Origin of the sequence: Palleronia sp., from assembly GCF_042089775.1 — a bacterium.
Lineage (GTDB): Bacteria > Pseudomonadota > Alphaproteobacteria > Rhodobacterales > Rhodobacteraceae > Palleronia.
Genome location: NZ_JBELKF010000019.1, coordinates 17,565 through 41,395 on the forward strand (window position 1 = coordinate 17,565; position 23,831 = coordinate 41,395).

A 23,831-nucleotide genomic window follows, 5' to 3' on the forward strand; every position below is an offset into this window, starting at 1 on the left:
GTTCCCACGCGCGCGGGACGGGGGCGCATAGCGCCGTTCCCGGCGCGGCGCAAGGGCCGCTCAGTTCGGGAGGTCGTATTCCACAAGCTGCGTCTTCTGGAAGAAAAAGAAGTTGTCGTCAGAGATCATCGTCAGGTGCAGCTCTCCCGCGTCGTCGCGCCAGACGGCGATACCCTCGAGGTTGTCGTGCGTCCCGGGCAGCGTGGCGAACAGCTCTTCCTCGGTCGCGACCTCGTTCCCGGCAAAGGTGAAGCGGCGCACGCGGGTACGAAATCCCAGAATCCCTTCAAGATCACGCTCGAGCACATAGAGACGCCCGGTGTCGTCGAAATCAAGGCCCACGGGCGCGAACTCGCCGCGGCGGGGCAGGGCTGGGCCGTCCTGCCATGTGGTGCCGCGGAAAATGTAGGTGGGCAGGCTCTCGCCCGGCGTGTCCTCGGGCGTGGTCCAGAGTGCGCCATTCGCATCCATGGCGAGACCTTCGAGCGCGTTGTTGTTGGGAAGCTGGTGGAACGTCTCGGGGATTGGCAGGATCGTGGGTGCGCGGTCCGGGCTGGCGTATTCCAGCACGCCGGTGATCTGACCTTCGGTCGAGACGAAGAGCCGCGACTGGTCCGGCGGAACCGCGATCCCCTCTGGGTCGAAGGCGTACTGCTTGCGCTCGGGCGGGGTCAGCATCGTGCCGCCGTCGCTCTCGATCCGCGCGATCCGGCCCTTGGGTCCGCGGTAGAGGCGCAGCCGCACGAGCCGCCCGCGGTCGGACAGCACGATGGCCTCGTGCCCGCCAGGCTGCACCTCGATCGCGGAATAGCCGCCATGCGCCGGATCGTCCTCGCGCCACTCCCACGAGCCAGACGGTTCCAGCGCCGGGCTGGCGCAGGCCGCAAGGGTCGAGAGGGCGAGGATCAGCGCGCCAAGACGGCCTGACATGCCTGCGGAAGGTCGGACATGGTCAATTCGCGCTTGGGCTTCGGGGCAGGAGCGTCCGGGTCCGGCGGGGGCGGGTTGATGATGTTGCGCACCCATTGGCGAGCCTCCTCACAGCCGTCGCCAGCGGGCGGCGGATCCTGCAGCTCGCAGCCGGGCGCATTGTCGGGGCAGCTGAGGCGCACGTGGAAATGGTAGTGGTGGCCGTACCAGGGGCGCACTTTGCGCAACCACGATCTGTCGCCGGTGGCGTTCTCGCACATGGCGACCTTGGCGCCGGGAAAGATGAAGATGCGCTCGACCCGGGGATCGGTGGCGGCGGCCTTCACGATCGTCTCCTGGAACGAGGACCAGTCGCTGGTGGTATAGGCGCCTGCGTTGCGGCGGTAGGATTGGGCCGAGATGCCCTCGCGCTGCTGGCGCGACAGGCCCAGCATCGCGGGCATCAGCCAGATGTCGGCGTCGAGGCCGACCTGGTGGCTTGCGTGGCCGGTCAGCATCGGTCCGCCCGAGGGCTGGCTCATGTCGCCCACGTAGATGCCGTTGGACGCGGGATGCGCCGCGCCCGCGCGGCTGATGCGCTGGATCACGTCGATCGTCTCGGGCAAAGCCCAGTTGCGGTTGCGCGACAGGCGCATCGCCTGCCAGGTCGGACCCGTCTCGGGCAGCTGTTGCGCGCCAGCGAGGCAGCCCTTGGAATAAAAGCCGTAGGGCGCCGAGGGCAGGGCCGCGGGCGTCGCCTTGTTGCCGAAGAGCTGCTTGGCCATGCCGCTTTGGGTCACCTCGACCCCGGCAAGGCTGGGCGTCGGGATGTCGCGGCTGGCTGTGCCGCAGGCGGTCAGGAGGCCGAGTCCCAAGACGCCAAGGATACGAAGTGCACTCATCAAACGTGGTCTCCCTCGGGTCTGACCCAGACTAGCAGCACCAGGGCCACGGCGAAAAGCACGATAAGCGGCGATATGCCCAGATGTTGCGATCCGGTCAAAGAAGTGGCGATCCCGATCGACAGGGGCGCGATGAAAGAGGTCGCCTTGCCCGACAGCGCATAGAGGCCGAACGCCTCGGTCATGCGCGTCTCGTTCCCCTGCCGGACCATCATCGAGCGGCTGGCAGATTGCAGCGCGCCGCCGGCGGCCCCGATGGTCGCGCCGATGATCATGAAGAGCGTGTCTGGCAGTTGCGAGGTCACGCCCTGCGGCACGCCGAACGCGCTGTCGCGATCGACGAACATCGCGGCGAGGATGGTGAACAGAAGCACGGTGGTGCACAGGACGATCACCGGCTTCGGCCCGATTTTCTCGTCCGCGCGTCCGCCGATCCAGGCAAAGAGCGCGCCCGAAATCACGGCGATGATCCCGAAGGTGCCGGTCTGCACGACGCTCCAGTTCAGCACGCCTGCGGCGAAGATCGCGCCGAGCGCGTAGGCCCCCGCCAGCCCGTCGCGGTAGAGCATCGACGCGATGAGGAAGGTCAGCTGCGACGGGGTCTCGGGCAGGCGCCGGATCGTGCGCCCGAGGTCCCGCAGCGCGCCGCCGATATCCACGCGGCGCCGACTGCTGCGCGGGTCACGCACCCAAAGGAAGAAGGGGATCATGAAGAGCACGTACCAGATCGCCGTGAACGGCCCGACGAACCGCGTGCCCTCGCGCGTGGCGGGGTCGAGGCCCAGGATCGGCTCGATCCCGATCAGCGTGGTGCGGGTCAGGGCATCCTCGGCGAAGAACACGAGCATCAGGACGAGCGAGACCAGCCCGCCGAGGTAGCCGAAAGCCCAGCCGGTGCCCGAGATCCGGCCGATCGTCTCGCGGGTGGCCAGGTCGGGCAGCATCGAGTTGGTGAAGATCGTCGCGAACTCCATCCCGATCAGGCCGATGCCGAAGAACACCATCGTGCGCACCAAGTCGAAATTTTCCGGTGCCCCGAACCACAGCGCCCCCGAGCCGATGACGTAAAGGGCCGAGAACCCCCAGATCCACGGCATCCGCCGCCCCGTCTGGTCGGCGATCGCGCCCAGGATCGGGGCCAGAAGAGCCATGACGATCCCCGCCGCGCCGATGCCGTAGCCCCACACCGCCTGCGCGCGCGAGCCGTCGCCCAGCACCTGGCTGACATACGGCCCAAAGATGAAGGTGATGAGCAGCGTGTTGTAGGGCTGGCTGGCCCAGTCGAAGAAGAACCAGCCCCAGATCCGCTTGCGCTCGACCGTCTGCGCCATGCCCATGCCCCTTCCTGCTCTCGCGCATGAAGCACGGGGCGGGGCGGGCAGCAAAGGGTTATTGCATCGGCGGCCAAGGGCGCAGGTTGTCGGCCTCAGACCAGGCGCGCGCCCAGTCGGGCAGGGGCGGGAAGTCAAGCCCGCCCCAGGTCTCGGCGACCTCGTCCATCGTGATCATGCGCTTGCGGTCGGTGACGGCGGTGCGCAGCAGGACGTGGCTGGTGCATTCGCCGTCGCTCTCGCGGAACATTGCCTGTTCGACGTAAAGGAACTTGGCGTCCCGGCCGACGATGCGGCTGCGCATCTCGACCTTGTGGAACATCTGCACCCGGCGGCGATACCGCACGCTCGATCCGGCGACGGTGCCGACCCAGCCTTGCTTGCGCATGAAATCCCACACCTTCGTCCGCCGGAACAGCACGATGCGGCCAAGGTCGAACAGCGTCAGCGTGCGACCGTTGTTCAGCTCCATCCAGACGTCGATATCGACCGGCCAGATCCGATGCCGGCTGACATGGGTGTCGAAGAAGCCGAGCGTTGGCGCGTCGTTGAATCGCCGGAGTTCGTTCGTGAAGCGTAAAATCGGGTACATAAGGCGCCAGGTGCCGCGACGCGACGCGCCGGTCAAGCCTTGCCCGGCGCAAGGCGCGTGGTTACGTAACGGCCGACGCTAAACAGGGACCCAGATGCTCTCGGTTATTCAGATTCTCCTCCTCATCCTCGACGTGGTGTGGTTCATCATGATCGCCCACATCATCATGTCGTGGTTGATCAACTTTCAGGTCCTCAACCTGCGCCAGCCGCTGGTTGCGCAGATCTGGGACGGGCTGACCCGCCTGCTCGAGCCTCTCTACGGTCCGATCCGCAGGGTGCTGCCGCCGATGGGCGGCCTTGACCTGGCACCGCTGGTTGCGCTCATCGCGATCTATGCGCTGCGCATCATCCTGATGAACAACATCCCCGCCTTCTACTGAGGCCGGCGGTCGCGCTTGTCCCCCGATTCCCGATGTGGGATCGGTGGCGGCGCGCAAGAACGACCCCAGGGGCAGGCCCATGCAAGAGCCACAGGCGATCCTCGCCTCCGTCTTCGGATTCTCCGAATTTCGTCCTGGCCAGGGCGAGATCGTCGAGGCCGTGGCGGCGGGCGAGCCGGTGCTGGCGATCATGCCGACGGGCGGCGGCAAGTCCCTGTGCTACCAGCTGCCAGCGCTGATGCGCGAGGGCGTGACGTTGGTCGTCTCGCCGCTGATCGCCCTGATGCGTGACCAGGTCCGGGGCCTGCAGGAGGCCGGAGTAGCCGCCGGAGCGCTGACTTCGGCGAATACCGAGGACGAGACGCGGGCGGTCTACGAGCAGCTTGAAACCGGGACGCTGAAGCTGCTGTATCTCGCGCCCGAGCGCCTCGGGTCCGCGAGCCACATGCTGCGCCGCGCCAACGTGAGCCTGATCGCGGTCGACGAGGCGCATTGCGTCAGCCAGTGGGGCCACGACTTCCGTCCGGACTACCTGAGGATCGGAGAGCTTCGCCGCGCTCTGGACGTGCCGCTGGCCGCCTTCACCGCCACCGCCGACGCCGAGACTCGGGACGAGATCGTCACCCGCCTGTTCGGCGGCGAAGAGCCGCGGATGTTCCTGCGCGGTTTCGACCGGCCGAACATTCACCTTGCCTTCCGGCCCAAGAACCAGCCCCGGCAGCAGATCCTCGGCTTTGCCGAAGGCCGCAGGGGGCAGTCCGGCATCGTCTATTGCGGCACCCGCGCCAAGACCGAAAGCCTTGCCGACGCGCTACGCCGCGACGGTCACGCGGCCTGTTCCTACCACGGCGGGATGGTGGCCGAAGACCGCCGCGCCGTTGAGACCCGTTTTGCCGTCGAGGATGGCTTGATCGTCTGCGCTACGGTCGCGTTCGGGATGGGCGTGGACAAGCCCGACATCCGCTGGGTCGCACATGCAGACCTCCCGAAGTCGATCGAGTCCTACTATCAGGAGATCGGCCGCGCCGGTCGCGACGGCGCCCCGGCCGAGACCATGACGCTTTACGGTCCCGACGACATCCGCCTGCGCCGGTCGCAGATCGACGAGGGTCTCGCCCCGCCCGAGCGCAAGGGCGCCGACCATGGCCGGCTCAACGCGCTTCTGGGGCTGGCCGAGGCGCTGGGATGCCGGCGGCAGAAGCTGCTCGGCTATTTCGGGGAAGATGCCGAGCCTTGCGGCAATTGCGACCTCTGTGATCGCCCGCCCCTGACCTTCGACGGCACCGAAGCCGTGCGCATGGCCCTGTCGGCGATCCTGCGCACCGCCGAACGGTTCGGCACCGGGCACCTGATCGACATCCTCGTCGGCCGCGAGACCGACAAGGTGAAGCAGCGCGGCCATGACGATCTTCCGACTTTCGGTGTGGGAAAGCGCCATCAGCCGCGGCAATGGCAGGCGATCTTTCGGCAGATGATGGGGCACGATCTTGTCCGACCCGATGCAGAACGGCACGGCGCGCTGGTGATGACCGAAGCCGCGCGCCCGATCCTGCGGGGCGAGCAGTCCATCGACCTGCGCAAGGACGTGCTGACCGATAAGGACCGCCCCGCCGCCAAGGCGCTGGTGTCGGACGAGGACGCGCCGCTTCTGTCGGCGCTGAAGGCCAAGCGTCGCGCTCTGGCCGAGGCGCAGGGTGTGCCAGCCTACGTCATCTTCAACGACCGCACCCTGATCGAGATGGCCGAAACGAAGCCCTCGGACATGGACGCGATGGCCCGGATCGGCGGCGTGGGGGCGACAAAGCTCGATCGTTACGGGCGCGAGTTTCTGCAGGTCATCGCGGGCGCCGTCGAAGAGCTCCACCCGGCGCGCATGAAGCTCGCCGGTCGCGCCGCCGGAGAGGTCTATGACCGGCTGATGGCGGTGCAGGGCGACCTGGTGCGGGGCGAGGATGGCACCGGCAAGTCCATGTCCTGCAGCTCGGGCACGATCCGCTGGATCGCCGAGCGCCGGCCCGACAGCCGCGAGCAGCTTGCCCGCGCACCGGGGCTGACGCCGCCGAAGCTCGACCGGTTCGCGGACGCCTTCCTCGCCGTTTGCCGCGAGGCTTGAGGCCCCGCGTCCGCCGGCCTATTCCCTCCAGACCGTAAGAAGGAGACGTCCATGCTCGTCGTGATCTCGCCCGCCAAGAAGCTCGACTGGGCCGAAACCCGGCCCGAGGTGACGCCGCCCCGGATGCAGGATCAGGCGAACCTGCTCGCTGCGCGGGCGCGTGAGTTGTCGGTGAACGATCTGAAGCGGCTCATGCGCCTGTCCGACAAGCTCGCCGTGCTGAACTACGGCCGATTTGCGGCGCTGGAAGAGGACCCGACTCCGGAAAACAGCCGTCCCGCGGCCGAGACCTTCGCCGGCGACACCTATCAAGGCCTCGACTGGGCGTCGCTGGACGAGGATGCGCAGCGCTTTGGCGACGGTCACCTGCGGATCCTCTCGGGCCTTTACGGCGTCCTGCGTCCCCGCGACGCGATCCAGCCCTACCGGCTGGAGATGGGCACGCGACTGGAGACGGAGCGCGGCCGGTCGCTGTATGAATTCTGGGGCGACCGCATCGCGCGGGCACTGGCCGAGGACGCCGCCGCGGTCGGGGCGCAGGCGGTGCTGAACTGTGCGAGCCAGGAGTACTTCGGCGCGGTCGACACCGAAGCGCTGGGACTCCGGATCGTCACGCCTCGGTTCCTCGACGAGAAGAACGGCGAGGCCAAGGTGATCTCGTTCCACGCCAAGCGCGCGCGGGGTGCCATGGCGCGGTTCGTCTGTGAGCATCGGATCGACTCGGTCGACGGCCTGCGCGCGTTCGACGCGGGCGGCTACGCCTACGCGCCCGAGCTGTCACAGCCAGACGCGCCTGCCTTTTTCCGAGGTGCCGAGGCGGCGGCCAAGGCGGCCTGAGGGGGGACGCCGGTCGCGGATCTTCATACCATCGGCCGAAATGGTCAGCAGCAGTTGGGCCGTCACGCGTCGGGCAGTAAGCCGCGCATCGAAAACGCACTTTCCACCGCCAGAGCATCGCGAGAACTCGTCAGAGCCTTGCGTCCTTGGCGCCGCCTCGGCTGCCAGTCGCGCGGTCTGACTCGTTCACAAAGCGGAACGCTCTGTCTGGCGGGCGTCAAAAGCCGTGACGTCGATGCTGAGGCCGGCGCGTCCGCCATCGGGCAACGCGACAGCGATCAAGCGAACCCGCCGCCCATCGGCCGTGCAGATTTCTTCGGCGCCAGACCCTTCATGTTCGGGGCGTGCAGCACCGTGAAATAGATCGGCAGGAGTCGTGCCGGGGCGGAGATCGTCGCGATTTAGGCCGACGAGGTTCAGATAGGCCTCGTTCGCGGTGACGATCTTGTCATCCGCATCGAAGACAACGAAACCTTCGGGCAGCGCGTCGAGCGCGGAGAGGAGGCGCCGGGATTGCGTCTGGTCGACGGCCAATGTGACGACGCCGCCGTCAGGCAGTCTGCGGTCTACCAGCTTGATGAACCTGCCGTCGAAGATGCGAAGCACCTCGGGCGGGATCTCGTCCTGCTGCCAGCGGTCCTTCATCCGTGCGCGCCAGGCTTCGTAGTCGGGCGCGGCGTCCACGACGCCTTCCAAGACCAGAAGGTCACACAGCTGATCGTAGCTGACGCCGGGCGCGACCGCGGTCAGGCCGTCGAAGATTGCCAGGTAGGCCGGATTCGCCAGGATCAGGCGGCTGTCCTTGTCAAAGAGCGCGAAGCCGTCGGGGATGGTCTGCAGCGCAGCCCAGAGCGGATGCTCGGCCTGGTCCGGCTGACTGCGTACCACCTTGATGTCGCGAGCGCGGCCGACGCCCGACTGATCAAGCCGCGCCGCTTCCCGGCGCTTCGTCTCGATTTCTTGCGTCAGGCGGCGGGACGTCGCCTCCAGCTTGGCGATCCGGCTGGTCAGCTCGCGCTCGCGTTGCGCGAACGTCCGCTCTGCGGCGAGCCGTCCGCGCCGTTCCCGTTCGATCTCAAGGGCGTTGTCAGACCGCATCGCGTCCCCGCTCACTTCAGCCGTCAACTATGGCCTAGCGGGTTAACGATGAGCTAACGGCGGCTCAGATCCGCTCGATCGCCAACGCGATCCCCTGTCCGCCGCCGATGCACATGGTGATCAGCGCCCGCTTGCCGCCGGTGCGCTGCAGTTCGTACATCGCCTTGACGGTTAGGATGGCCCCCGTGGCGCCCACCGGATGGCCAAGCGCGATGGCGCCGCCGTTCGGGTTCACGCGGTCCGCGTCGAGCCCCAGCTCTCGGTTCACCGCGATGGCTTGCGCGGCGAACGCTTCGTTCGATTCGATCACGTCGAAATCGCCCGGGGTCAGGCCGGTGCGCTCGCACAGGTTCCGCACGGCGGGAATGGGACCGAGTCCCATGACCCGGGGGCGGACGCCGGAATGGCCGTACCCGAGCACCCGGAACGCCGGCGTCAGGCCGGCCTTTTCGGCCGCGGCGCCACGGGCCAGAACCAGCGCGGCTGCCCCGTCGTTGATGCCGCTTGCATTGCCCGCGGTGACGGTGCCGTCCTTCTGGAACACCGGGCGCAAGCTGGCCAACTTTTCAGTCGAGGTATCCTTGGGATGCTCGTCCTTGGCGAAGGCGACGGTGTCGCGCTTGACTTGGATCTCCACCGGGACGATCTGCTCGGCGAAGCGATCCTCGGCAATGGCCTGCGCGGCGCGCTGCTGCGAGGTCAGGGCGAAAGCATCCTGATCCTCGCGCGTGACCGTATGCTCGGACGCGACGTTCTCGGCCGTGACGCCCATGTGGCCGGTGCCGAAGGGGCAGTTCAGCGCACCCAGCATCATGTCGCGGGTTTCGACGTCGCCCATCTTCTGGCCCCAGCGGGCCGCAGGAAGGATGTAGGGCGAGCGGCTCATGCACTCGGCCCCGCCGGTCAGGGCGAAATCCGCATCGCCCATGGCCAGCGACTGTACCACGCTGACGATCGCCTGCGCGCCCGAGCCGCAGAGGCGGTTCACGTTCATCGCCGGGACCGTTTCGGGGACGCCGGCCTGCATCGCGGCAACGCGGGCGAGGTACATGTCCCGCGGCTCGGTATTGATGACATGGCCGAAGACGACATGGCCGATCTGCCCGCCCTCGACGCCCGCGCGGTCCAGCGCCGCCTTCGAGACGGTCGTGGCAAGGTCGATCGGCGGCGTGCCGGCCAGGGCGCCGCCAAAGGTGCCGATCGCGGTGCGTGCGCCGGCCAGGATCACGATATCGTCAAGCATGGGAGCCTCCCTCGGTGTCTGCAGCCGGCCTAGCGCCACCATGTGTGGCGGAAAAGGGGGACGCTGCGTGACCGCCCGTCTCACGCTGTTGGCAACGATCCGTGAACTTGGCCACGGATTGCTTCTTTTCTGCACGCAATGAGGCTATAGGTGACGGCATACCCGACATCCGAGGGAGGTCCCGCATGCCGCGTATCGCCTGTATCATCGCCGTCGCTCTGGCCTGGCCCGCCGCCGCGCAAGAGGCTACGCCCCGTCCCGTCCCGCGCGAGGACGCCGCCGGCACTTCGGTCTCCGAGACCGTGGCGTCGTCGAAGGCCGAGGTCGCGCCCGCGAACCTGGCGACCATCACGCTCGTCCCGCGCGCGCGGCCCGAGAACCTGCCCACCGTTTCGCCCCGCCAGGATGCGTTCGAGACGTGGCTGTCCCGCTTCCGGGGACGCGCCCTGGTGCAGGGCGTCAGCCGCGCCACCGCCGATGCGGCCCTTGAGGGGCTGACTTACGACACCGCGGTGATCGCGCGCGACCGCAACCAGTCCGAGTTCACCTCGACCCTGTGGGACTACCTCGACACCGCCGTGTCCGACACGCGGGTCGAAAGCGGCCGTGCCGCGCTTGGGAAATACGGTCGCGTGCTCGAAGCGGTCGAATCGCAATACGGCGTCGACAAGGAGGTCGTGGCGGCGATCTGGGGGCTCGAGAGCAACTACGGCACGCACCGGGGCAGCACCAACCTGATCGAGGCGCTGGCGACGCTGGCCTTCGACGGCCGCCGCGGCAGCTTTTTCGAGGCGCAGCTGGTCGCCGCACTGAAGATCCTCGATTCCGGCGACACCGGGCGCGAGACGCTGACAGGCTCGTGGGCGGGGGCGATGGGGCACACCCAGTTCATCCCGACGACCTATCTGGTCCATGCGGTCGATTTCACGGGCGACGGCAAGCGCGACATCTGGGGCGAGAATCCAGCGGACGCGCTGGCCTCGACCGCCGCCTACCTCGCGCGGCATGGCTGGGTTCTGGATCAGCCGTGGGGTGTTGAGGTCGCGCTGCCTCAGGGCTTTGACTTCAGCCTTGCGAAGCGGGACATCAAGCGATTGCCGTCCGAGTGGTCCGCGCTTGGCGTGACGGCGGCGGATGGCTCGGCCATTCCCGATCACGCCGAAGCGTCGATCATGGTGCCCGCCGGGTCCCAAGGGCCGGCATTCATGACCTTCCCGAATTTCCAGGTGATCGAGCGCTACAACGCGGCCGATGCCTACGTGATCGCCGTGGGGCATCTCGCGGACCGGATCGCCGGCGGCGAGCCGATCGAGGGCGAATGGCCGCGCGGCGACCGTGCGCTCAGCAGCGTCGAACGCGAAGAACTGCAGCGCCGCCTGACCGAGGCGGGGTTCGATACCGCCGGTGTCGATGGGCGTATCGGTCCGCTGACCGTGGCTGCGGTGCGTGCCTACCAGCGCGCCAGTGGCATGGTGCCGGACGGCTTCGCCTCGCTTCGGGTGCTGGAAGCGCTGCGCGAGGGCTAGGGTCACGCCAGCGGCGTGACTGTTGCCAAAGACCCTTCCGACTGCGCCCAGTCGAGCGGAATTGCGACCTCGCCGCGGCCGTCCTTCAGCAGCCCAAGAGCGTCCATGTCGACCTCGGCCCGCGCCCAGCCGGGCGTATCGGGCGGCAACTGCGCAAGGACGCCGTCGTCGGGAAAGCCGCGATCGGGCGGGGCGAAGATCCCGGCACCGGAGCGGTTGGTGTCGAGGAAACAGCAGTTGTCCACGTCGCCGCTCGTCTGGCTGAGCACGGTGACGCAGGCCCCTTCGAGTGCCCGCGCCCGTGCTGCGGCCCGCACCCGCGTCGCGCCCCGCATGGCGTCGGTGCAGGCGGGGATCAGCAGGACATCGCAGGGCTGCGCGCGCGCCAGCAGGGGAAACTCGCTGTCGTGGCAGACCAGCACCCCGATCCGGCCGAGCGCGGTGTCGAAGACGCGCAGCGGGTCGCCGGGGCTCAGCGTGGTGTGCGCGCGCTCGTATGGGGTCGGGATCTGCTTGTCCTGCCACACAACTTTGCCGGAGGGCGCGATCAGATAGGCGCGGTTCACAATGCCTGCCTCGGCCGCGACCGGCAGGCTGCCCATCAGGACGTGCCGGCCGTGCCGCCGTGCCAGGTCGGCATGCAGGGACAGTACCTCGTCGGCCGTGCGCGTGGCGTGATCGACCCAGTCCTGTGGCGTGTCGCGGCCGGGGGGCGTGGTCAGGCAGCTCTCCATCCCCGCGTATTCGGGAAAGACCAGCAGATCGGCCTCGGCCGAGGTGAACCACGCGTCGAGCTTGGCGGCATAGCTCTGCCAGTCGGCGTGCCGCTCCAGCGGCCAGGTGGCGGACGCGACCCTCACAGCGGCTTGGTCCAGACGCGCAGGCGCTTCTCGCTCGGCGTGTCCTCGTCGATGTCACGCCAGGTCATAGTGACGTGCGCGTCCCGTGCACGATAGCCGCGCTTTTCCCAGAACGGGGCGAGGGGGCGGGCGTCGGCAGGCTTCAGCGGGTGGTCCTCGGGCCGCTCGATTCCGCAGAACATCGAGACGCCGAACCCCAGATCGCGCGCATGCGCCTCGCGCCGGTCGAAGAACGCATGGCCCGCGCCCTGGCCGCGATAGGCGGGCAACAGCACCGACTCGGCGCAGTAGAAGACCTGCTCCTTTCTCAGCCCCAGATCGCCAAGCGGCACGTCGCTGGCGTCCTCGTGCCGTTCAAGGGGCATTCCCGTGGCGCAGCCGACGACCCGGGCGCCGTCCCTGGCGGCCACGAGGATCGCGCCTTCGGCATTCTCGTAGCTGCGCAAATAGGCGGCCTCGTTCGCGGGATCGCCGTCGTAGAGGTAGGGCCAGGCGCGGAACACCTCGACCCTGAGCCGGGCGAGGTCGTCCAGCGCATCGCCCACCTGCGCGTCGGTCAGCGTCTCGAAGGTAAGGCTCATCCGCCTACCTGACGCAGCCAATCGTCGAGATTGTAGTAGGTTGTGACCCGGGTGATCCGGTCCCCGGCGACTTCGAAAAACGACCCCACGGGCAGGACATAGACCTGCCCGTTCGCCTCGGGCAGGCCCGATTGCGCCTCAAGGTAGGTGCCGTGGATCACGAACTCGGCGGCGACGCGCCCGGTGGGGCCGGTGAAGATCGCGAGGTCGCGCGCCTCTTCGCGGTAGGCCCGGTCCATCTCGGCCAGGAAGGCGCGGAAGGCGTCCTTGCCGGTGCGAAGCTCGCCCTGGTTCGGATAATGCTGCACGTCGTCGGCCACCAGGGCGGCCATGCCATCGGCATCGCCGGCATTGAAGGCGGCGAAGTATCGCTGGATCAGGTCGGCTTCGGTCATGGCGGTGCAGGTCTCCGTCTGGTGCGTGGTATCGATTAACATCCGAGGTAGGTCTTCGGCACCGATGGCGCCACCGACTTCGCGGGGCGGCGGGGCATCGGCAAGAATGCTCCTAGCCCCGACCGGTCCGTCGTTCGCACGTCGCACCGGCCTAAGTATCGCGGTCCTGCCGGTGGCTCGGCAACCTGTCCAAAGGGAACGGTGCGATCCTCTTGGAAGTACCGTACCAACCGCAGGCCAACCGACCCCCGAGTCGCCCGACGCAACCCTGCGAAGAGGAAAAACCAAGGTTTGACCGTGACTTCCGCGCCAGTGCAGATCCTCGTCGCGGACGACCATGACCTCCTGCGGGAGATGCTGCGCGTATATCTGTCGACCGAGAGCGACTTTGAGGTCGAGACGACGAGCGACCTGCCATCGACGATTGACCTGGTGCGGGGCGGCGCGTCCTTCTCGGTGATCCTGCTGGATTACAACATGCCCGGAATGCAGGGCCTCGCCGGACTTCGCGAGCTGCGAGAGCATGCACCTGAGGCGCGGATCGCGATCATTTCGGGCACGGCCACACCGGACGTGGCCCATCAGGCGCGCGCGGCCGGGGCGAGCGGTTTCTTTCCCAAGACCATGACTCCCTCGGCGCTGGTCAGAGCCATCCGGGCGCTGGCCCAAGGTGCCGAATACGAGGCGGACGCCTTCTTGCCCAGCGATCCCGTCGCCACTCACCCGCTGGCCGCGCAGCTGTCGCCGCGCGAACTCGAGGTGCTCGAGCGGCTTTGCAAAGGCCTGTCGAACAAGGAGATCGCCCGCGATCTCGATATCCGCGAGCCGACGGTGAAGCTCCATGTCAAGACGCTCTACCGCAAGATCGGCGCCGCGAACCGGACCCAGGCGGCGATGATCGCAAAGCAGCAGGGGCTGTTCTGACCCGGCAGAATGGTGCATAAATAACAGTGGGTTAGGCTAAAATCACCGTTCCATGCCTGGCAACGAGGGGAAGGGCCCCCGAGTCCCGCTGGTTGACCACTCGGGCCTGTTGCCCCACATAGAACCCAGTATCGTTCGGCGAATGGTCTCCGTACTGGCGCGTCCACAGGGCGCGGCCGGCGACCTTTCTGCCATTCGCGCAGGAGACTGCGCGGTCACATCCGGCCCTTCCGGCGCACCAGATCTGCTCTGGCTCGCGCGGACCGGCCGCCAGCATGCGCGCAGTCGGCACCGTGCCCGTTCACTTCGGGCCTTCGCCGTCTTTTGCGCCGCCATACAAAGGAGACTTCATGCTACGCATCGCCACCACCCCTGCCATCTGGATGAACGAAGACGATACGCAGCTCGACGCGCGGGTTTCGGCCGAATCGCTGCTGACCGAAGTGGCCGAGTTCGGCTACGAGGGCGTCGAGGACGGACGCGCACTGCCCCAGGACGCGGCCGCGCTCAAGGATGCTTTGGGTGACAAGCTCGCGCTGGCGGCGGCGTATCATGGGACGAACCTCCTGCAGCTGTCGGTCGAGGAAGAGCGCGAGGCGCTGAAGGATGTTGTCGAGCGCATGAAGCTCGTGGGCTGTACGACACTGATCTTGCGCGAGGTGTCGAACGCGATCTTCTCGTCGGACGTGCCCATGTCGAAACGCCCGACCCTCTCCGCCGAGGATTGGGACAGCTTCGGGCTGAAGCTCGAGCAGCTGGCCACGGCGCTCGCCGATCAGGGCATCACGGCGGTCTACCAGCCCTATGCCGGCACCGTCGTCCACACCCCCGAGGAAGTGGACAAGCTGATGATGGAGACCGGGCCCAATCTTTTCCTGCTGTTCGACACCGCGCAGGTCTATGTGGGCGGCGGCGAACCGACGCAGGTCCTGACGCGCCACTTGCCGCGCGTGCGCCATGTCCACCTTGGAGACGTGCGCGTCCGCCCGCTGACCAAGGCGCGGATGAGCGACCAGACCTGGAAAGAGGCTGTGCGCAACGGCATCTTCACGCTGCCCGGCGACAAGGATGGGTCGGTCGATTTCCGCACCGTAGTGAACCTGCTGACGGCCTCGAACTACGAGGGCTGGCTGACGGTCACGGCGGGCCTCGATCCCGAGCGCGCAAACATTGCGGAAGCCCAGCGGCTGGCCTATCGCACCGTCGCGAGCCTTGCCGGGCGCTCCCAGCAGGCAGCCTGAGGGAACTGGCTGGCCATAGCGCCTGCACCTCGCTAACAGATTTGTGGCGCCGGAAGGGAACTTTCGGCGCCACGTTGCGCTTTTGATTTCGGTTTAGGGACGGCCGTATGACGAGTGAGACGGTTTTGACGCTCAGGTCCCGCCTGCGGGCGGACACGGCCGCGCAACATGCGCGCCTGGATGAAGCGATATCGACCGCCGACGTCTCGACCCGTTCCGGGTTTGCGCGCTTCATGCAGACCCACCACGCCGCATTCCGTGCTATCGACGCGGTCGCGCCGCGTGCCGAGCTGCGCGACCTGGCCGACAGGGCGGGCCATGACCTCGCCAGTTTGGGTGTGGCGACGGGGTCGATACCCGATGCTGGGGTGCCGCTTGACCGCGATGCAGTGGAGTATGTGCTTCAGGGTTCGCGCCTCGGGACCAAGGTGCTCCGGCGCAGATGGCAGGAGTCCACAGATCCTCAGGTTCAGGCGGCAGACGCCTATTTCGACGCACCCATCGACCCGTCCGCCTGGCGCGCGACCTGCGACGCGCTCGAGGCGCGGCCGGCAAGCGGCGCTGCCTCCGACCGCGTCGTGTCCGACGCCCGGCGCATCTTCGACATCTTCCAGACTGCCCTCGCTCGTGCGCCGGGAGAGAAAGGACACCAACTTGCCTGATCTCGATCAGCCCGCGCCGACAGACGCCGTGGACCTGACCAATTGCGACCGTGAGCCGATCCACATCGTGGGCCGTGTCCAGGACTACGGCTGTCTCATCGCCGTCACGATGGACTGGGTGGTGTGCCACGGCTCGACCAATGTCGGCGCGGTGTTGGGGCTTGACCCGGCCGCCATGATTGGCACGCGGCTTTCCGAGCATCTGTCGCCCGATTTCCTGCACCGGCTGCGGACCCGCATTCAGGTCCTGTCCATGGGTGAGGGGGCGGCGCGGCTGTTCCGGGCGGACCCCGTCGGCGATGGGCGCGCTTTCGACATCTCGGCGCACCTGTCCGGCCGGACCTACGTGATCGAGTTCGAGCCCACCACCGGTGATGCGGATCGCGACGACGCGGCGACGGTGCAGGCGCTGATCGCGCGGCTGCGCAAGCGCGACACCCTTGGCGAGGCGACGGACGAGGCTGCGCGCGCGGTCCAGATGCTGACCGGGTTCGACCGGGTGATGATCTACCGCTTCGACCACGACCACTCGGGCGAGGTTGTCGCCGAGGCTTTGTCCGGCGACGTGACCTCGTATCATGGGATCCGATTCCCCGCCTCGGACATCCCCCGACAGGCCCGCGAGCTTTACACCCGCAACCTCATCCGGATCATTCCCGACGTAGACGCCCCCACGCACGAGATCGAGCCGGCGCTGTCGCCGGATGGCAAGCCGCTGGACCTGTCCCTGTCGAGCACGCGCGCGGTGTCGCCCATCCACCTGGAATACCTGCGCAACATGGACGTGGCCGCGTCGCTGTCGATCTCGATCCTGCGCAAGGGCAAGCTCTGGGGGTTGATCGCCTGCCACCATCGGACGCCCCGCTACATCGATTTCGAGCGTCGCTCGTCGCTCGAGCTGTTCGCCCAGCTGTTCTCGTACGAGCTGGCGCAATACGAGACCGACAAGGAGCTGGAGGACGCCGAACGCGCCCGCCGGCTGCATGGCATGCTGATGAGCCAGGTCTCGAACGGGGAAGGGCTCGCCGCCGGGTTCGAGACGCTGGCAGACGGCATTGCCGAGACGATTCCCCACGACGGCATCGTCCTCTACACGGGAGGCCAGTATATTGCCCAGGGCAGCGTCCCAGAGGAAGAAGAGTTCTACGGTCTCGCCCGGTTCCTTGGCGCCGAGGCCCCGTTGACCACCTACGTCAACGACAACATCGCGGCGGACTATCCGGGTGCCGACAGCTTCGCCAACCGCGCCGCCGGAGTGATGGCGCTGCCGGTGTCGCGCACGCCGCGCGACTACATCGTGCTGTTCCGCCGCGCAGTGACACAGACGGTCGAGTGGGCGGGCAATCCCGAAAAGCCGGTCGAGACCGGGCCGAACGACGTGCGCCTGACCCCGCGCAAGAGCTTCGAGACCTGGCGCCAGACGGTCAGCGGACGCTCGGTTCGCTGGACCGAGGCCGAGCACCGGACAGCAGAAAGCCTGCGCGTCACGCTGATCGAGGTGATCCTCAAGCTCACCGACGAGGCGGAGGCGGCCCGCAAGCAGGCCTCTGAACGCCAGGAGCTGTTGATTGCGGAACTGAACCACCGGGTCCGCAACATCCTGAACCTGATCCGCGGCCTCGTAAGTCAAAGCCGGGGCGGGACCGTGTCGGTCGATGAATACACCCGCGTCCTCGACACGCGGATCACCGCGCTGTCGCGCGCCCACGATCAGCTGACCGAGCGCGAGTGGGGCTGGTCCCCCCTGCGGGAGCTGGTCCTGACCGAAGCGCGCGCCTATCTTGCCAACCAGTTCGACCGCCTGCGCATGACGGGCGACGAGGTCGAGATGTCGCCTAACGCCTTCACCACGATGGCGCTCGTGACGCATGAGCTGATGACCAACTCGGCCAAGTACGGCGCCCTGTCCGACAGCTCGGGATATGTCACTGTCACGACCCGGCTGGAGCGCGACGGGACGCTGGTGATCGACTGGGTCGAAAGCGGCGGACCCCCCGTGCAGGCGCCGACGCGCGAGGGGTTCGGCACCACGATCATCCAGCGCTCGATCCCCTACGACCTGCGCGGCACGGCCGAGGTCAGCTACAGAATGACAGGCCTGACCGCACGCTTCACCGTGCCGGGGCACCTCGTTCGCCCGCGGGCAGGAACCGTGTCGGAGGTCGACCAGTCCGAGGCCCCGGCCACAGACGTTACGATCTCTGGTGCGGCGCTGGTGCTCGAGGACAACATGATCATCGCGCTCGACGTGTCCGACATGCTCGAAGACCTCGGGGCGTCGTCGGTGCACATCGCGTCCGGGGTGGCCGACGCGCAGCGTCAGATCGCGGAGAGGGACATCGCGCTTGCCGTGCTCGACGTGAACCTCGGCACCGAAACAAGCGTGGCCGTGGCCGAGACGCTGGCTTCCAAAGGAGTGCCTTTCGTCCTGGCGACCGGGTATGGCGGCGCGGGTGGCATACTCGACACCTTCCCCGACGCGCCGGTCGTCAAGAAGCCCTACACCCAGGCCGATTTTTCCGCCGCGCTGCGCAAGCTGGCTGGATGATGCCGGATCGGCGACTATCATCAGCAGGCAAAGACAGGACGAGAGGCGGCACGTGACACTTCCCGAGGAACTTGCCGCCGGAGCCGCAAAAGCGTGAGACGCCCGCCTGTTCTCTCAGCTTTGCTTGCCGTTGCCCTGGCGGGGTGCCAGGGCCCGCAATCGGCGCTCGATCCGGGCGGGGCCGACGCGTCCACCTTGGCGGGCCTGTTCTGGATCATGCTTGCCGGAGCGGTGATTCTGTGGTTCGCCATGAACGGGCTGATCTTCTACGCTTGGCGCACCAAGCCCCGACCCGTCTCGGCAAAGTCCGCGCGCCTCCTGATCTTTTGCGGCGGGGTCATCTTTCCCACCGTCGTCCTGTTCGCGCTTCTGACCTTCGGGCTGTCGATCATGCCGGAGCAGCGTGCTCCGGGCGAGGGTCTGCGTGTCGAGGTGACGGGCGAGCAGTGGTGGTTCCGCGTCGCCTACTGGCCCGAGGGCGCATCCGAGCCGATCCATTCCGCAAACGAGATCGTGCTGCCGGTGGGCATCCGGTCCGAGATCACGTTGAAGGCCGACGACGTGATCCATTCATTCTGGCTGCCCTCGATCGCGGGCAAGACCGACATGTTTCCCGGCCGCGTGACCCGCATGAGCCTGATGCCCACCGAGCCGGGAGAGTTCCGCGGTCAATGCGCCGAGTTCTGCGGCGAAAGCCACGCCTGGATGGCGTTCACCGCCCGGACCATGACGCCCGACGACTTCGCCGCCTGGGCCGAGGCCGAGGCCAAGCCCGCGGCAGTGCCCGAGACGGAGCTTCAGGCGCGGGGCCTCGACCTGTTCCTGTCGCAGGGCTGCGGAGGCTGCCACGCCATCCGCGGCACGCCCGCGCGCGGTCGGGTGGGGCCGGACCTGACCCACCTCGCCAGCCGGGGCAACCTTGCTGCCGGGGCGCTGGATGTCACGCGGGAGGACCTGATCGCCTGGATCTCGCATCCCGAGGCGATCAAGCCCGGTGCCAAGATGCCCGCCTTCGACCACCTTCCGCTTGAAGAGATCGCCGCGATGGCCGCCTACCTGGAGAGTCTCGAATGACGGACGCCCCCCGCATCGGCGACTCCAGCGCGCGCCGCGACCTTGAAAAGCACGAGGTCCGCGTGGCTGAGGGTATCTACCCGCCGACCGAAGAGATGCTGAACGCGCCCATCGACCCCGAGGAGTCGCGCGCCTCGGAAGAGCGTCTCTACAAGGCGTGGTACGCCCCGCAGGGCTGGCGCTACTGGTCGGCGGTCAACAACTCCGAAGTCGGCCTGTGGTACGCGCTGTCGGCCTTCGGCTTCATGCTGATCGCAGGTGGCCTTGCGTTGGTGATGCGCCTGCAACTGGCTGTGCCTGACAACGACCTGATCTCCGCAGACCGCTTCAACCAGTTCTTCACGATGCACGGCTCGGCGATGATGTTCCTCTTCGCCGTTCCGATGTTCGAGGCGATCTCGATCCTGCTGCTGCCCGCGTTCCTGGGCGCGCGCGACATGCCGTTCCCGCGTCTGTCGGCCTATGGCTTCTGGGCGTTCCTGATCGGCGGCATCTTCGTCATGGGTTCGCTTCTGTTCGGAGCGGCCCCCGCCGCGGGGTGGTTCATGTATCCGCCCCTGTCCACCATCGACGAAGGGATCGGCCCCGACGTCTGGCTTCTGGGCCTGTCCTTCATCGAGGTGGCATCCATCGCCGCCGCGGTCGAGCTCATCGTGGGCACCATCAAGTGCCGCCCGCCGGGCATGCGCATCAACCTGATGCCGCTCTACGCATGGTACGTTCTGGTGGTCGGCGCGATGATCCTCTTCGCCTTCCCGCCGTTGATCGCAGGGGACTACCTGTTCGAGCTTCAGCGCAGCTTCGACTGGCCGTTCTTCGATCCCGAGCGCGGCGGAGACCCGCTTCTGTGGCAGCACCTCTTCTGGATCTTCGGCCATCCGGAGGTCTACATCGTCTTCCTGCCCTCGATTGCGATCGCGGCCATGGTCGTGCCAGCCGCCGCGCAGCGCCCCATGGTGGGATACAACTGGATCGTCCTGTCGGCGGTGGGGACAGGATTCCTGTCCTTCGGGCTGTGGGTCCACCACATGTTCACGACGGGGCTGCCGACGATCTCGCTTGGGTTCTTCTCGGCCGCGTCCGAGGCGGTGGTGATCCCGACGGGCATCCAGCTTTTCGCCTTCGTGGCGACGTTGCTGGCGGGGCGGGTCAAGATGATCCTGCCGATGCTGTGGATCGCGGGCGCGCTGGCGATCTTCACGGTCGGCGGCCTGACCGGCGTGATGGTGGCGATCGCGCCGTTCGACTGGCAGGTGCATGACAGCTACTTCGTCGTGGCGCACCTGCACTACACGCTATTCGGCGGCATGGTCTTTCCGCTGATCGGGGGCATCTACTTCTTCTACCCGTTCATCCGCAAACAGCGCATGTCCGAAAGGCTAGGCCGGATCAGCTTCTGGCTGACCTTCACGGGCTTCAACCTTACCTTCCTGCCGATGCACCTGACGGGCCTGATGGGGATGCCGCGCCGCGTCTACACCTATCCTGCCGGCGTCGGATGGGACGATCTCAACATGATTTCGACCATCGGTGCCTTCGTCATCGCTTCGGGCATCCTGGTCTTCGCGTGGGACCTAGTGCGTCCCAAGGGGGGCGAGATGAAAGAGCGCAACCCCTGGAACGCCGGCGACCTGATGTGGACCCACGACATTCCCGACAAGTTCTGGGGCGTCCGGTCGATCCCCTACGTGACTTCGCGCAACCCGCTCTGGGATCAACCCGGCATCGTCGAGCGCATGGATGCGGGCGGTTATTATCTGCCCGATGCGCAGGAGGGGCTGCGCGAGACGATCGTGACCTCGGCCGTCGACGCGCAGCCGCAACTCGTGGCGCGGGTGACTGGACCCGCCTGGTGCACGATGTGGGCCGCCGCCTTCACCGGAGGCGCATTCATCCTGCCGGTGTTCCACATGTATATCCTCGCCGGGATCTGCGCCGCGCTGGCGGTCGCCTGCGTGATCTACTGGCTCTGGACCTCGACCGCGCTGATCCCCGAGCATCCGATGAAGGACGTGGGCATGGGGCTGCGGCTGCCCACCTACGTCTCGGGACCATCCGCGCCGGGCTGGTGGGGCGTCTTCATCACGATGCTGGGCGACATGACGGCCTTCGCCTCGCTGATCTTCGGGATGTTCTTCTACTGGACGGCCTCGGACCAATTCCCGCCACCGCTCGCCGATCACGCCAACGGTGCGCTGGTTCTGGCGTCGGCTGTTCTCTACGGCGCGGCCTGGGGCGCGACCCGCGCCGCCCGGCCGGTGAACCGGGACGGGCGGGTCGGCCTGGCGCAGGTCCTGCTGGCCGGGGGCGCCTTGGCCGGGGCGCTGGGCGCGGTGGCGCTAGTCTGGTCGGTGCTGCATCTCGACCCGACGGCGCATGTCTATCCGGCGATCCTGTACGCCATCGCGGTCTGGACGGCGGTGCACACGGTCCCGGGCGTCATCATGCAGTTCTACTGCCTCGCCGGGACGATCTTCGGGAAGATCCAGCCGACCTACGATGCGCCCGTCTGGAACACGGTGCTGTTCTGGCACTTCCTCCTTGTGACGGCGCTGGTCGCGAGCTTCACGATCGGCGTGCTGCCGGGGATGCTCTGATATGGCCGAACACGAAAAGCCGGACCTGCCCGCACACCGGAACCTCTTCCGGATGATCCTGGCGCCCTCGATCTGGGCGATCCACTTCCTGCTAGCCTATTGCACCGCCGCGATCTGGTGCGCCAAGGGGCTGGGCGATCCGGACACGCTGACCCTCATCGTCACCGGCTACACGGCGGCGGCCGAGGTCGTGATCGTGATCCTGGGCCTGAAGATGTGGACCCAGTGGGACTATCTGGACGACTACGACTACGTCCATTCGGAAAGCACCGACGAGCACCGGCGCGAGTTCCTCGGCCATGCCGGCTTCATGCTCGCCTGCCTGTCCTTCGTGGCGGTCATCTTCAACACGATGCCCGCCTGGTTTGCGGGGACATGCCTGTGAGGGGCGCGGCGCTGATCCTCGCGGTCGTCGTGCTGCTCGCACTCTACGTCCTGCCGCTCGACCCGTGGGTGGGGCCGTTTCCGGCGCACATGATCCGCCACATGGCTCTGGTCGCGGTCGTCCCGCCGCTGCTGGTGCTGGGGCTGCCGCCTTTCCCGGCGCCGCCGGTGCTTGTTGCCGCGGTGATCGAGTTCGCGGCCGTCTGGGGCTGGCACGCTCCGGCGCTGCACGAGGCCGCCTACTTCCGTCCCGCGATCTTCGTTCTGGAACAGGTCAGCTTTCTCGCCGTCGGAGTCATGATCTGGGCCTCGGCCCTCCGCACGGCCGAGCCTTTGGCCGGGGCAGGGGGAATGCTGCTGACGTCGATGCACATGACGCTTCTCGGCGCGCTCCTGATCCTGTCGCCCAAGGCGCTCTACGCCTATTGCGGACCGGGCCAGCAGCAGATCGGCGGCATGATCATGCTGGGGATCGGCACGATCGTCTATCTGGTGGCCGGCCTGTGGCTTACCGCCCGCGCATTGACTGCCGAAGAGGCCGCCTCATGAAAATCGACCTGCGCTCCGTCGTCCTGACGCTGGCAGCGCTCGCTGTCCTCGGCCTGATCGGGGCGAGCGCCGTCGTGGGGCTGGGGCTCTACAACGTGTCGGCGCGCGCCGGGCACCTGCCGGGGGTGCCGTGGGTCCTGCACACGACGTTCCTGCAATCCGTCAGCCTTCGAGCCCGACCCGAAGCCCTGACGCCCGAGCTGACCGACGCCCTGGCGAGCCTGGGGGCCAAGCATTTCGACGCTGCTTGCCGGGTCTGCCACTCGGCCCCCGGCTACGAGCGCACCGCCACCATGCGCGCGATGAAGCCGATGCCGCCTCACATCACCGAAGCTGTCGGAGACTGGGAGCCGAACGAGCTGCACTGGATCGTCTACGAAGGCGTGAAGATGTCGGGGATGCCGCACTGGGCCGCCGACCGCCCCGAAGAGGTCTGGTCCACCGTCGCTTTCCTGACCCGCGTGCAGCGGGGGCTGAACCGGCAGCAGTACGACGCGCTGACTGCCGTGCCAAAAGCGGACCCGCGCGGCTTTGCCTATTGCGCAACCTGTCACGAGAAAAGCGGCGTCTCGGGCAACCCTCATATCCCGCGGCTCGACATCCTGAGCGAAGAGTACATGACCCGCGCCCTGCGGGCCTTTCGCAGCGGCGCGCGGGACAGCGGCATCATGCAGCACGCGGCCACCGAGGTGCCCCTTGCCGATCTGCCGCGCCTTGCGTCGATCTTTGCCGATCAGGAGCCGGTGGGAGATGCGGAGCCCTTGACGTCGCTGGCCCTGCGCGGCCGGCGCATCGCGATGGAGGGGGCGCCGGATTCGGACGTGGCGGCCTGCGCGGCCTGCCACGGTCCGTGGCCCGACCCGATCAACCCGGCTTACCCGTCGCTCAGCGGGCAATACCGGCCGTATCTCGAGACACAGCTGAGGCTTTGGCGCGCCGGCGAACGCGGCGGATCCGAGGTTGCAGAGATCATGCATCAGGCTGCCGCGCGCCTGACGGACGCCCAGATCGAGGCCGTTTCGGCATGGTATGCGTCCCGAAATCCCGAGGAATTGAATCAGGTAAATGCCGGAAGAAATTGAG

General features: G+C 67.3%; 22 protein-coding genes. 13 read left to right on the forward strand and 9 right to left on the reverse strand.

The window, feature by feature from the left end; all coding sequences use genetic code 11:
* Positions 1 to 60: 60 nt before the first annotated feature.
* Genes ACFDS3_RS07185 through ACFDS3_RS07200 form a run of 4 tightly spaced genes read right to left on the reverse strand, consistent with a single transcriptional unit; the run spans position 61 to position 3,734 of the window.
* Positions 61 to 930 (reverse strand): esterase-like activity of phytase family protein, encoded by an 870-nt coding sequence (locus ACFDS3_RS07185; protein WP_375261669.1) that lies wholly within the window; start codon positions 928 to 930, stop codon positions 61 to 63.
* Positions 906 to 1,811: a penicillin-insensitive murein endopeptidase gene (gene mepA, locus ACFDS3_RS07190; protein ID WP_375261670.1), complete on the reverse strand. Its 906-nt coding sequence runs from the start codon at positions 1,809 to 1,811 to the stop codon at positions 906 to 908. The genes ACFDS3_RS07185 and mepA overlap by 25 nt, the downstream gene beginning before the upstream one ends.
* Entirely contained in the window at positions 1,811 to 3,142 is a 1,332-nt protein-coding gene (locus ACFDS3_RS07195) for an MFS transporter (RefSeq protein WP_375261671.1), read from the reverse strand. The genes mepA and ACFDS3_RS07195 overlap by 1 nt, the downstream gene beginning before the upstream one ends.
* A 58-nt stretch (positions 3,143 to 3,200) precedes the next feature.
* Positions 3,201 to 3,734 (reverse strand): acyl-CoA thioesterase, encoded by a 534-nt coding sequence (locus ACFDS3_RS07200; protein ID WP_375261672.1) that lies wholly within the window; start codon positions 3,732 to 3,734, stop codon positions 3,201 to 3,203.
* A 94-nt stretch (positions 3,735 to 3,828) separates the two neighbouring features.
* Between ACFDS3_RS07200 and ACFDS3_RS07205 the strand changes: the two genes are divergently transcribed.
* From ACFDS3_RS07205 to yaaA, 3 genes are all read left to right on the forward strand, one after another.
* Positions 3,829 to 4,116, forward strand: coding sequence for a YggT family protein (locus tag ACFDS3_RS07205; protein WP_375261673.1), 288 nt, complete (start codon positions 3,829 to 3,831; stop codon positions 4,114 to 4,116).
* Between the two features lie 79 nt (positions 4,117 to 4,195).
* Positions 4,196 to 6,229, forward strand: a complete 2,034-nt coding sequence (recQ, locus tag ACFDS3_RS07210; protein WP_375261674.1) for a DNA helicase RecQ — start codon at positions 4,196 to 4,198, stop codon at positions 6,227 to 6,229.
* Between the two features lie 51 nt (positions 6,230 to 6,280).
* A complete protein-coding gene (gene yaaA, locus ACFDS3_RS07215) occupies positions 6,281 to 7,066 on the forward strand; it encodes a peroxide stress protein YaaA (protein ID WP_375261675.1) in 786 nt (261 codons plus the stop codon).
* A gap of 186 nt (positions 7,067 to 7,252) precedes the next feature.
* On the opposite strand, the gene ACFDS3_RS07220 is transcribed toward yaaA, so the two are convergent.
* Both ACFDS3_RS07220 and ACFDS3_RS07225 read right to left on the reverse strand, forming a co-directional pair.
* On the reverse strand, positions 7,253 to 8,164 hold the full coding sequence (locus tag ACFDS3_RS07220) for a PAS-domain containing protein (protein ID WP_375261676.1): 912 nt from the start codon (positions 8,162 to 8,164) through the stop codon (positions 7,253 to 7,255).
* 64 nt (positions 8,165 to 8,228) lie between these two features.
* On the reverse strand, positions 8,229 to 9,407 hold the full coding sequence (locus tag ACFDS3_RS07225; protein ID WP_375261677.1) for an acetyl-CoA C-acyltransferase family protein: 1,179 nt from the start codon (positions 9,405 to 9,407) through the stop codon (positions 8,229 to 8,231).
* 185 nt (positions 9,408 to 9,592) lie between these two features.
* Between ACFDS3_RS07225 and ACFDS3_RS07230 the strand changes: the two genes are divergently transcribed.
* Positions 9,593 to 10,933, forward strand: a complete 1,341-nt coding sequence (locus ACFDS3_RS07230; RefSeq protein WP_375261678.1) for a lytic murein transglycosylase — start codon at positions 9,593 to 9,595, stop codon at positions 10,931 to 10,933.
* Between the two features lie 2 nt (positions 10,934 to 10,935).
* Here the strand turns inward: ACFDS3_RS07230 and ACFDS3_RS07235 are convergent, their stop codons facing one another.
* From ACFDS3_RS07235 to ACFDS3_RS07245, 3 genes are read right to left on the reverse strand one after another with little or no spacing between them, the layout of a single operon-like run.
* Positions 10,936 to 11,793, reverse strand: coding sequence for a nitrilase-related carbon-nitrogen hydrolase (locus ACFDS3_RS07235; RefSeq protein ID WP_375261679.1), 858 nt, complete (start codon positions 11,791 to 11,793; stop codon positions 10,936 to 10,938).
* Positions 11,790 to 12,374 carry a GNAT family N-acetyltransferase gene (locus tag ACFDS3_RS07240; RefSeq protein ID WP_375261680.1) on the reverse strand — a complete coding sequence of 195 codons (585 nt, stop codon included), beginning with the start codon at positions 12,372 to 12,374 and terminating at the stop codon, positions 11,790 to 11,792. Before ACFDS3_RS07240 ends, ACFDS3_RS07235 begins: the two co-directional genes overlap by 4 nt.
* Positions 12,371 to 12,769, reverse strand: coding sequence for a ketosteroid isomerase-related protein (locus tag ACFDS3_RS07245; protein WP_375261681.1), 399 nt, complete (start codon positions 12,767 to 12,769; stop codon positions 12,371 to 12,373). Before ACFDS3_RS07245 ends, ACFDS3_RS07240 begins: the two co-directional genes overlap by 4 nt.
* A gap of 297 nt (positions 12,770 to 13,066) precedes the next feature.
* Between ACFDS3_RS07245 and ACFDS3_RS07250 the strand changes: the two genes are divergently transcribed.
* From ACFDS3_RS07250 to ACFDS3_RS07290, 9 genes are all read left to right on the forward strand, one after another.
* Positions 13,067 to 13,693 (forward strand): response regulator, encoded by a 627-nt coding sequence (locus ACFDS3_RS07250; protein ID WP_375261701.1) that lies wholly within the window; start codon positions 13,067 to 13,069, stop codon positions 13,691 to 13,693.
* A gap of 350 nt (positions 13,694 to 14,043) precedes the next feature.
* Positions 14,044 to 14,934, forward strand: a complete 891-nt coding sequence (locus tag ACFDS3_RS07255; protein ID WP_375261682.1) for a TIM barrel protein — start codon at positions 14,044 to 14,046, stop codon at positions 14,932 to 14,934.
* Positions 14,935 to 15,041: 107 nt separating this feature from the next.
* The gene (locus tag ACFDS3_RS07260; protein WP_375261683.1) at positions 15,042 to 15,596 is read left to right on the forward strand and encodes a biliverdin-producing heme oxygenase; all 555 of its coding nucleotides are present in this window, start codon (positions 15,042 to 15,044) and stop codon (positions 15,594 to 15,596) included.
* Positions 15,589 to 18,144: an HWE histidine kinase domain-containing protein gene (locus ACFDS3_RS07265; RefSeq protein ID WP_375261684.1), complete on the forward strand. Its 2,556-nt coding sequence runs from the start codon at positions 15,589 to 15,591 to the stop codon at positions 18,142 to 18,144. The genes ACFDS3_RS07260 and ACFDS3_RS07265 overlap by 8 nt, the downstream gene beginning before the upstream one ends.
* 93 nt (positions 18,145 to 18,237) lie before the next feature.
* Positions 18,238 to 19,218, forward strand: coding sequence for a c-type cytochrome (locus tag ACFDS3_RS07270; RefSeq protein WP_375261685.1), 981 nt, complete (start codon positions 18,238 to 18,240; stop codon positions 19,216 to 19,218).
* The gene (locus tag ACFDS3_RS07275) at positions 19,215 to 21,815 is read left to right on the forward strand and encodes a cbb3-type cytochrome c oxidase subunit I (protein ID WP_375261686.1); all 2,601 of its coding nucleotides are present in this window, start codon (positions 19,215 to 19,217) and stop codon (positions 21,813 to 21,815) included. The genes ACFDS3_RS07270 and ACFDS3_RS07275 overlap by 4 nt, the downstream gene beginning before the upstream one ends.
* Before the next feature lies 1 nt (position 21,816).
* The gene (locus tag ACFDS3_RS07280; protein WP_375261687.1) at positions 21,817 to 22,200 is read left to right on the forward strand and encodes a hypothetical protein; all 384 of its coding nucleotides are present in this window, start codon (positions 21,817 to 21,819) and stop codon (positions 22,198 to 22,200) included.
* Entirely contained in the window at positions 22,191 to 22,748 is a 558-nt protein-coding gene (locus ACFDS3_RS07285) for a cytochrome c oxidase assembly protein (RefSeq protein ID WP_375261688.1), read from the forward strand. The genes ACFDS3_RS07280 and ACFDS3_RS07285 overlap by 10 nt, the downstream gene beginning before the upstream one ends.
* Positions 22,745 to 23,830 carry a c-type cytochrome gene (locus ACFDS3_RS07290; RefSeq protein ID WP_375261689.1) on the forward strand — a complete coding sequence of 362 codons (1,086 nt, stop codon included), beginning with the start codon at positions 22,745 to 22,747 and terminating at the stop codon, positions 23,828 to 23,830. The genes ACFDS3_RS07285 and ACFDS3_RS07290 overlap by 4 nt, the downstream gene beginning before the upstream one ends.
* Position 23,831 lies beyond the last annotated feature (1 nt).

Excerpts from the sequence above, each read along its gene's own strand:
- ACFDS3_RS07185 (WP_375261669.1), bottom strand. The coding sequence starts at position 930 with ATGTCAGGCCGTCTTGGCGCGCTGATCCTCGCCCTCTCGACCCTTGCG.
- mepA (WP_375261670.1), bottom strand. The coding sequence starts at position 1,811 with ATGAGTGCACTTCGTATCCTTGGCGTCTTGGGACTCGGCCTCCTGACC.
- ACFDS3_RS07195 (WP_375261671.1), bottom strand. The coding sequence starts at position 3,142 with ATGGCGCAGACGGTCGAGCGCAAGCGGATCTGGGGCTGGTTCTTCTTC.
- ACFDS3_RS07200 (WP_375261672.1), bottom strand. The coding sequence starts at position 3,734 with ATGTACCCGATTTTACGCTTCACGAACGAACTCCGGCGATTCAACGAC.
- ACFDS3_RS07205 (WP_375261673.1), top strand. The coding sequence starts at position 3,829 with ATGCTCTCGGTTATTCAGATTCTCCTCCTCATCCTCGACGTGGTGTGG.
- recQ (WP_375261674.1), top strand. The coding sequence starts at position 4,196 with ATGCAAGAGCCACAGGCGATCCTCGCCTCCGTCTTCGGATTCTCCGAA.
- yaaA (WP_375261675.1), top strand. The coding sequence starts at position 6,281 with ATGCTCGTCGTGATCTCGCCCGCCAAGAAGCTCGACTGGGCCGAAACC.
- ACFDS3_RS07220 (WP_375261676.1), bottom strand. The coding sequence starts at position 8,164 with ATGCGGTCTGACAACGCCCTTGAGATCGAACGGGAACGGCGCGGACGG.
- ACFDS3_RS07225 (WP_375261677.1), bottom strand. The coding sequence starts at position 9,407 with ATGCTTGACGATATCGTGATCCTGGCCGGCGCACGCACCGCGATCGGC.
- ACFDS3_RS07230 (WP_375261678.1), top strand. The coding sequence starts at position 9,593 with ATGCCGCGTATCGCCTGTATCATCGCCGTCGCTCTGGCCTGGCCCGCC.
- ACFDS3_RS07240 (WP_375261680.1), bottom strand. The coding sequence starts at position 12,374 with ATGAGCCTTACCTTCGAGACGCTGACCGACGCGCAGGTGGGCGATGCG.
- ACFDS3_RS07245 (WP_375261681.1), bottom strand. The coding sequence starts at position 12,769 with ATGACCGAAGCCGACCTGATCCAGCGATACTTCGCCGCCTTCAATGCC.
- ACFDS3_RS07255 (WP_375261682.1), top strand. The coding sequence starts at position 14,044 with ATGCTACGCATCGCCACCACCCCTGCCATCTGGATGAACGAAGACGAT.
- ACFDS3_RS07260 (WP_375261683.1), top strand. The coding sequence starts at position 15,042 with ATGACGAGTGAGACGGTTTTGACGCTCAGGTCCCGCCTGCGGGCGGAC.
- ACFDS3_RS07275 (WP_375261686.1), top strand. The coding sequence starts at position 19,215 with ATGACGGACGCCCCCCGCATCGGCGACTCCAGCGCGCGCCGCGACCTT.
- ACFDS3_RS07280 (WP_375261687.1), top strand. The coding sequence starts at position 21,817 with ATGGCCGAACACGAAAAGCCGGACCTGCCCGCACACCGGAACCTCTTC.
- ACFDS3_RS07285 (WP_375261688.1), top strand. The coding sequence starts at position 22,191 with ATGCCTGTGAGGGGCGCGGCGCTGATCCTCGCGGTCGTCGTGCTGCTC.
- ACFDS3_RS07290 (WP_375261689.1), top strand. The coding sequence starts at position 22,745 with ATGAAAATCGACCTGCGCTCCGTCGTCCTGACGCTGGCAGCGCTCGCT.